The 8,790-nt window shown below is 63.2% G+C and carries 3 protein-coding genes and 1 pseudogene; all 4 read left to right on the top strand.

Features of this window, described 5'->3' with window-relative positions; translation table 11 throughout:
- A partial coding sequence (locus RN01_RS34415; RefSeq protein WP_082019922.1) for an MBG domain-containing protein occupies window positions 1–1,248 on the top strand: 1,248 nt, incomplete at its 5' end.
- 443 nt (window positions 1,249–1,691) lie between these two features.
- Window positions 1,692–1,971 (top strand): annotated as a pseudogene (locus tag RN01_RS34410) (IS6 family transposase); the annotation flags it as partial.
- 229 nt (window positions 1,972–2,200) lie between these two features.
- Complete coding sequence (locus tag RN01_RS29815; protein WP_017515392.1) at window positions 2,201–4,246, top strand: ATP-binding protein; 2,046 nt, start codon at window positions 2,201–2,203, stop codon at window positions 4,244–4,246.
- Between the two features lie 23 nt (window positions 4,247–4,269).
- Window positions 4,270–8,724 carry a transporter substrate-binding domain-containing protein gene (locus RN01_RS29810; protein ID WP_223277422.1) on the top strand — a complete coding sequence of 1,485 codons (4,455 nt, stop codon included), beginning with the start codon at window positions 4,270–4,272 and terminating at the stop codon, window positions 8,722–8,724.
- The last annotated feature ends 66 nt before the right edge of the window (window positions 8,725–8,790 follow it).

The raw sequence follows: 8,790 nt of genomic DNA, 5'->3' as shown, positions 1-8,790 counted from the left end.
GCGGCGAACACGCTGACGGGTAGCCTGGGCCGCCAGTCGGGTGAGGGCGTGGGCAACTACGCGATCACCAACGGCAGCCTGGCGTCGACGAACAACTATGCGCTGACGATCAACACCACGGGCGCCAACGAGACGATCACGGCGGCGAACCTGACGGTGAACGCCTCGAACGCGACCAAGACCTACGGCGCGGACGACCCGACCCTGGCCTACACCACCGCGGGCCTGGTGAACGGCACGGTGCAGAGCCGCGACGCGAGTGGAAACCTGATCAACGTGACGCTTGCCGACACGGCGGCGAACACGCTGACCGGTAGCCTGGGCCGCCAGTCGGGTGAGGGCGTGGGTAACTACGCGATCACCAACGGTAGCCTGGCGTCGACGAACAACTATGCACTGACGATCAACACCACCGGGGCCAACGAGACGATCACGGCGGCGAACCTGACGGTGAACGCCTCGAACGCCACCAAGACCTACGGCACGAGTGACCCGACCCTGGCCTACACGACCGCGGGCCTGGTGAACGGTACGGTGCAGAGCCGGGATGCGAACGGCAACCTGGTCAACGTGACGCTCGCCGACACGGCGGCGAACACGTTGACCGGTAGCCTGGGCCGGCAGTCCGGTGAGGGCGTGGGCAACTACGCGCTCACCAACGGCAGCCTGGCGTCGACGAGCAACTACGCGCTGACGATCAACACGACGGATGCGTATGAGTCGATCACACCGGCGGTCCTGACGGCGACGGCCTCCAATGCCACAAAGATCCACGGCACGGCTGATCCGGTCCTGGATTACACGATCAGCGGCCTGGCGAACGGCACGGTGCAGAGCCGGGACGAGAACGGCAACCTGGTCAATGTGACGCTGAACGATTCGGCGGAGAACATGCTGACGGGTAGCCTGGGCCGTCAGTCGGGCGAGGGCGTGGGCAGTTACGCGATCGCGGCTGGCAACCTGGCGCTGTCGCTTCCAAAGGCTAACTACCAGTTGATGGTCGATACCGCTGGAGCGATGTTGACAATCACACCGGAGAAGTCCCGGCAGTCTGCCAATAGTACCGTTCCTCCGGAGCAGGCTCCCGCCCTGGCATGTTTCGCGGACCATGCGCGAGACACCAACGGGGCTGCCAACGAAAAGCCGGTAGCCGGAACGCTCCAGGGTGGTTTTGCATGCATGAAGCAGTGGGATCACCCAATGGACATGAAGGTTGTGTCCACCGGCATCCGACAGCTACAACAGTAATGCGAAGGCCAGACCATTGAGGGAATCCTTGCTGATAGCGCACTGCGCGGTCTTGTCGTAATAACGACGGCCAAACGAACTGTAGAACGGTGGCGGTTGCTGTGCGACCACTTTTAGGGTACTCGCGAGTGTGCAAGTCCGGTCGCCCGCCAGCAACGGGGCTTGCGCAGTTCAGGCTCCGACCTGCTGATTGTCGCTCGCGAGGTCATGACAATCCTGCGAACAATGAAGACGACAACTAATTTGCTTGTAGCAGACGATCATCCAGTCGTGCCTGCGGGACTGGCGCAGGATCTCCAGAGCCAAAGCTTCGCCATATTCGCGCAGGCCGAGGGCGTCGAAGCCATGCTGACCTCAGCAGCGGAAACCCCATCTCTCGATATTATGGTGACTGATTACTGTTTCGGTGGAGAGGCCGACGGGCTTCGCATGCTTGAGCGTTTGCGGAGACTGAGCACGTCTTCGTCAAGGACAGCGCCCGAGTCACAGATCGGGCCGAGAGCAACCATCAACGCACACGCGAGCGTGAGCGGCCCATGCGCGGAATCCGCGACCCTAATCGCACGCAGGCCTTCCTCTTGTGCTTCGGGCCGATCCGCCAGTTCTTTTGCTCCCAAGCGGCATCTGCTGCTCGCGTCGCTCTACCGCAAACACCTCGCGGCCCGCTTCTCAGCCTGGCGCGAATTCACCGAAGTTGCGCAAAAGCCGTCCGCTGCATTCTGAGCACTGGGCACACCTTCTACCCGCTCGTCTCGATAACGCCAGGTTGACAGCGCCTCGTGAGCCATTCCACCTCCAGTTTCTTCATTGCTGACCTGTCGGCAAACTCGCTATTTCCATCTATAGGGGCCCTGCGAATGGGGCAGGAATCCGCCGTCTTTTGGTGTCATGTCATGCGGATTCATGCACGCGCGACACGCACTAGTTACAACCTTAGGAGCAGGCTTCATCCATGCGCATCCAGCACGCATTCCGCCTGATCACGATTGCCATGGTGGCGACAATAGTGGGCTTTGGCAGTTATCTCTGGGTTGGGGAGTGGCGGGCATATGTCGCGGCGCAACACAGCGAGGCGATGCTCCAGGCCTTTCGCGCCACGCTGATCGCCGCCGAGAAGGTATCGGCTGAGCGGGGACCATCCAATGCGGCCTTGGGCGCAGCGCCTGGCGACGTCGCCACCGCGTTGCTGCGAGCGCGGAAACAGAGCGACGTCAGTCTGGGTGCCGCCATAGCGATGTTGCATGGCACTGACTGTTCGGAGTGTGGCGCGGCCGAGGGCAACCTGGAGCATGCCCGCGCGCAGTTGGCAACTGCGCGGTCCCAGCTCGACCGGCTAATCGCCCGGCCATTGTCTGAACGAAATGAGGTGCAGCTAGCCGTGAGCGGGATGTTCAACATTGTCGATGACATCCTGCGCGCTGCGGACGGCCCGCTTTCGCGCCTGCAGCGCTCCGCTCCTGTGGCGGCGCAGCACGCGGTCAGTGCGCGATTTGCCGCCGAACTGCGCGAGTATGCGGGTCGCGCCGGCTCCGAGTTCACCAGCGCACTGGTCAACAATCGTCCGATGCGCAGCGAGGAGCGCGAGCGCTTGGCGGGCGATCTCGGGCGCGTGCGGACGTTGGGGGACCAGATCCAGCAGCGCGTCAGCTTCCAGTTGGCGTCGAAGCCTGGGCTGCGCGACGCCGACGCTGTGCTGCGCAAGGGCTTTTTCGGCGACGGCCTCGCCTATCTACAGAAGGTCGAGGCGATCGGTCCGGCCGAACCTCGGCCGACGACGGCAGAATTGGCCAGCACCTACGTGCCACTGATGGCGCCGATCGTCGCCATGCGCGACGCCGTGCTAGACGTGGCTCAGGCGGAAGTGCAGGCTGACACGACGCGCGCGAAGAAACGGCTCGGTGGTTTGGTGGTGATCCTCGCGATCATTACGTCGTTTGTCGCAGCCACGTTCTGGCTGTTCGCGAAACGGGTGCTGCGTCCACTTACGCTGGCGACTGAGGCCACCATTGCGCTGGCGGAGGGGCGATACGACGAGCCGACGCAAGTCTGGCCCAAGACCGACGAGATCGGAGCCATCTTTGTCGCGCTGGAACAGTTGCGGGCGAACCTGCTGAGGAAGGTGGCGCTCGAGCATGAGCGCACGACGCTGATCGCAAGGCTGCAGGCGGCAGTCATGCACGAGCGCGCCCAGATGATAGCGCTGGCCCAGGCGCGGGACGCAGCCGAGGCCTCGGCGCGCACCAAGAGCAGTTTTCTGGCCATGATGAGCCACGAGATCCGCACACCGTTGCAGGGCATCCTCGGCCTGCTGGAACTGGTGGAGTATTCGCCCTTGTCAGCCGAACAGCGACGGCAAGTGCGTCTGGCCTCGGAGGCAGGGCAGGCGCTGCGACAGATCCTTGACGATGTGCTCGACTACGCCAAGATGGACGCGGGACGGCTGCGTCTTGCGTTAGCGCCGCTTGATCTGCGCGCGCTGTTCGCCAGTGTGCTGAGCCTACTGGCGCAGCGCGCGCAGGCCAAAGGGTTGCAGTTGCAGCAATGGGTGCAGCCCGACGTTCCGGTTCAACTTGTGGCCGACGGGGCTCGACTGCGGCAGATTCTTCTCAACCTTGTGGGCAACGCAATCAAGTTCACCGAGCGCGGCAGCGTGGATTTGTGCGCCAGTGTTGAGGCGACCAACGCCGGCGAGGGTGTGCTGGTGATCTCGGTGGCAGACACCGGCATCGGGATCGCGCCGGAGGATATTGCCCGGCTCTTTACCCCGTTCGTGCAGGGCGAGAGCGGACCGGCGCGCCGTTTTGACGGAAGCGGACTGGGCCTGACAATTTCTCGGCAACTGTCGCAACTGATGGGAGGTGAACTGATGCTCGACAGTACACTAGGTGTTGGTACGCGGGTGACGCTGCGCGTGCCGATGCCGGCTTGCCCCGACGCTGGATCGCCCCTGTCGAACTCTGAGAGACGAGAGCATCACGCCGACTTCAGATTGGTATAGGGGGCGGCATCGAGTTGATGCGCATGATCGCCAAGGAACTGATGCGGGACCACGAGAGAAGAAATCCGCCCGCTAAAGAATCGCCGGCGCCGTTTTTTATCTTGGAGTACCGCATGAATGGTGTGCGCCTGTCGACGAGGCGGATTCGGTGGATCGATCTGCTCGGTCTGCTACGGTGCGTTGGCTTCTTGCTGGTGATGTCCATCTGGCATGACGCAGTGGCGCAGCCGCCCGTCACCGCCCGCGACCCGCAAACGGTGCGGATCGGAGTGCTGCAGGATGGCTGGCCACCGTTTTCCATCGTACAGGACGGACAGGTGAGTGGCATCGGCGTCGACTTTTTGCGCGCGGCGCTCCGGGACCGCCCCGTGCGCTTTGTCACGACCATGTATGCCGATATGCCTGCCCTGCTGGCCGCCGCATGCGCCAACAAGGTGGACGTGGTGATGAACCTTGGCGAGAGTGCCGAGCGCGCGCGTTGCCTGCGCTTTTCCAATGCCTACTTCGATGCAAATGTCGCCATCGTTGGTCGCAAGGGGGCAGTGGGACAGCAGGCCGTTGCATTGGAGCGGGCACGGATTGCTGTGGAGCCAGGCTTTATCATGGACGAGCGGCTTCGCGCACGGTTCCCGAGTGCGCGGTTTGAGTCAGTGAAAGACACGGAAGACGGGCTGCGTGCCGTAAGCGCAGGCAAAGCGGATTACTACCCCACGATGCAGCCGGTGGCGGACTACTACCTGGGGCGCCCCGAGTTCAAAGGGCTGGCCGTGCAGGCAAGCTACCGGGAGCCCGGTGGTGGCCTGCATTTCGCGTTCAGTCCGGCCGCCGCAACCTTGCACGCCGCCGTCAACCACGGACTTGCCACGATGCCGCAAGACGTACGGCGCGCCGTCATTGGGCGTTGGGTGACGCCTCCCCTCGTCGCGTCGTCACCCGCAGGCGAGTTCTTTCTGACTCCGGAGGAGCAGGCGTTCCTGCAGTCCCTGCCCGTGTTGAAGGTGGCATTCGACGCGGGATCGGCTCCCTATAGTTATGTCGACAACAGCGGACGACCCGGTGGCATGGCAGCCGACTACCTGTCTTACCTGGGTCGTACTCTCGGCGTACGGTTCCAGCGCGAGCGGGCGGCACCCTTCGCGCAATCCGTGGAAGCGCTGCGGCAAGGCAAGCTGGACCTGATGGCCGTCGCCGTGGGCGAGGATCCTGCGCTGGCCGGCCTGTCGGTGACCCGGCCCTATGCTTCCTTCCCGATGGTCATCGTGGGACGCCAGTTGGATGTGGCGGTCGAGGGCCTCAACGACCTGGCTGGCAAGCGTGTGGTGGTCTGTGAGGCGAGTGGTGTGGAGGGCCTGCTCAAGGCAGCCGTCCCGCATCTGCAGTTGTCCGTCGTAAGTTCCGTGCATGCCGGCATGGAGGCTGTTGCCAATGGGAAAGCCGATGCATACGTGGACGATCTGGCTACCGTGGACGTCGAGCTGCAACGTTACTTCGCGGGGACGCTGCGCATTATTGGCTCCGGCAGGCAGACGCTGGACATGGGCTTTGGCTTGTCCCCCGAGCTGGCAGCCCGGTTGCTGCCGCTCATTGACCGCGCCATGGAGTACATGCCGGAAGGCGAGCGCCTCGCGATCCAGAGCCGTTACATCGCCGCCAATTACGCTCTGGAGCCCTCATGGCAGCAGGTTCTGCGACGCATCGGGCCATACCTGGCAGCCGTCATCGTCTTTATTGGGATCCTGCTGCGCTCGCAGTATCGATTGCGACGTGAGGCGTCCGCCAGGCGACTCGCCAAGCAGCAGCTTCAGGCACAGCTGGATTTCCAGCGCACGTTGATCGATGCCGTCCCGATTCCGATCACCGTCAAGGATGCCCAAGGGCGATATACCGAAGTCAATGCCGCCTACCAGTTGCTGGCCGGGATGACCAGACAACAGATGGTCGGCCACCTGCCCACGGAGTTGAACGTGAGGGGAAACCGCGCGGCCGAGACGCTGGAAGCCGGCTCGCGGCGGGCCCTGGAGACCCGACAACTACAGCAGTTTGCGGTGGACTATCCGGACGCCGATGGGCTGACACGCCATTTCCTGTGCTGGGCGCAGCCCATCACGCACGGCGGGCCGGAATTCGATGGGCTCATCTCGGCCGCAGTGGATGTGACGGAGATTCGCAATGCCGAAGCCAAGGCCCGGGCGGCCGAAGCCATGCTTGTGGATGTGACGCGTCATTTGCCCGCCACGGTTTACCAGGTGCTTGAGCGCGACGGTGCGTTTTTATATCGGTGGGTAAGCGGCAATGCGCAGCAACTGCTCGATCGAACGCCAGAATCACTGATCGGCCAGACCAATCCGACGCTTTACACCCACAGCATAGAAGAACGCACCAGGTTGCTGGCGGCAATGAACGTAGCGAAGATGAAGCAGGAGCCGCTGAGCGAGGATTTGCGCTGCCTGATCCGCGGACAAACACGCTGGATTCGCGTCCATGCTGTGCCCCGGACAGAGCCCGATGGTAGTGTCCTGTGGCATGGCTACTATGCGGACCTCACGGAAGACCGGGAGCGTGCCGAGGTGCTGGCGCAGGCAAAGGATGCGGCCGAAGCGGCATCGCGAGCCAAGGACAGTTTCCTGGCCATGATGAGCCATGAGATCCGCACGCCAATGAATGGCATTCTCGGCCTGATTGAACTGCTGCAAAAGACGCCGCTGACGGCCGAGCAGCAGCGCATGGTCGGGTTGGCCGGCGAGTCTGGCCAGGCGCTCGGGCGGATACTGGACGACATTCTGGACTACGCCAAACTCGAGGCCGGGCGGCTCGACATCCTGCGAGCGCCGGTGGATCTTCGGGAACTCTTCGACGGCGTGCTCGGCTCGCTGTTGCCGCAAGCTTTCCAGAAGGGCTTGCGTCTGAAACAAAGGGTGAGCGCAGAGGTGGCGGCCATCGTGCAGGCCGATGGCATCCGTCTGCGCCAGATTCTGTTCAATCTGCTGGGCAATGCCATCAAGTTTACCGATCACGGCAGCGTGACGTTGCACGCGACCATGGAGCCGGGTGCTACCGGGTTGCCGATGCTGGTCGTGGCGGTGGAAGACACTGGAATTGGCATTGCCAGGGCGGATCTCGCTCGCCTGTTCGCCCCGTTCATGCAAAGCGAGCGCAGCACCGCACGCCGATTCGGTGGAACCGGGCTGGGGCTGACCATTGTCAGGACGCTGGCGGAGCTCATGGATGGCGAGATAAGCCTGAAAAGCGAGGCGGGGGTGGGCACGACGGCGGTACTGCGGGTGCCATGCGAAGTCGTTAACCAGGGCTATGATTTGCCGAACCTCAGCGGCAGGGCGCTATCCGTTCTTGTCAGCGATGACAGCAGGCGTGCGGCCCTGATCGCCTACGGCGAGGCCGCCGGCATGCGCTGCATCAGCTCGGAGGATGAGACTCCGGACGATGGCATCGCAATTATCGATCGGATGGAGCGAGCCGGGCGAAAGGGCCAGATTGCGATTCACCTGACCGATGAATTGCTGCCGTTGGGTTACAGCCAGGATGAATCTGGCGTGTCGCTCGGCAGCAATCCGTTGCGATGGACGGCTTTTGTGGGAGCACTGGAAGCGCTGCTCAAGGGCATGGCACCGGCTTCACCACAGGCCTCGCGGGCGGGAGCGGTGAATGCAGACGATCTGGTGCCCCAGGGCGCCAGGATCCTCGTCGTCGAGGACCATCCTATCAACCGGGAAGTTATCGGGCAGCAACTGCGTCTGCTGGGCTACCGCAGCACGGTGTGCACCAACGGGCAGGAAGCGGTAACGGCGCTGGAGGCCGATACGTATGATCTGGTGCTGACTGATTGCCACATGCCGGTCATGGACGGATTTGACTTGACTCGGTCGATCCGGGCGAGTGATCGGCCGTCCGTCCGAGAGCTGCCCGTGGTAGGACTGACTGCAACAGTCGCCAGGGAAGAGCATCTCCTGTGCATGGAGGTGGGCATGAACGCGTTCCTGGTGAAGCCGGCGACATTGGCATCGCTACAGCAGACGATCGAGACCGCATTGCAAGGAGGCCCGGAGGCACCGTCGCCCGAGACGGAAGTTCGATCTCCGGAAGCAGCACCCACCCGTCGAACGCCCGAATCCGGCGGGTGCCGTCCGGAACGTATCGATACCGTCGGGCTACGGTCCCAACTGGAGCCCATGTTGGCGGAGCACGATGTGCGCCAGATCTTCTTGCGATCCCTGGAACAAGATCGCGACGCCTTGCGTGCGGAGTTGGCGGCGCCGACGCCCGCAGGACTGGGCAAGTGGTGTCATCGTGCCGGTGGCGCGATTTCGGTGATGGAGCAGCCATACCTGCACGAGTTGCTCGATCGGCTGGATGGTCTGCTGGAGACCGGCTCACCGGCTCAAATCCAGTCGGCGGGCGCTTCGCTGTCGGCGATGTATGACTACCTGATCGATTGGCTGGAAAAGCTGGATGTTGCGTGACCGGCCTGCCAGGAAGATCGGGCGAGCGCCAGCCGAGGCCGGCCCCGAATGCATGACCATCGGAAT

Origin of the sequence: Cupriavidus sp. SHE (genome assembly GCF_000812445.1) — a bacterium.
Lineage (GTDB): Bacteria > Pseudomonadota > Gammaproteobacteria > Burkholderiales > Burkholderiaceae > Cupriavidus > Cupriavidus metallidurans.
Note: the sequence above shows the minus strand (reverse complement) of the source record. Positions and strands in the feature narration are given on the sequence as shown.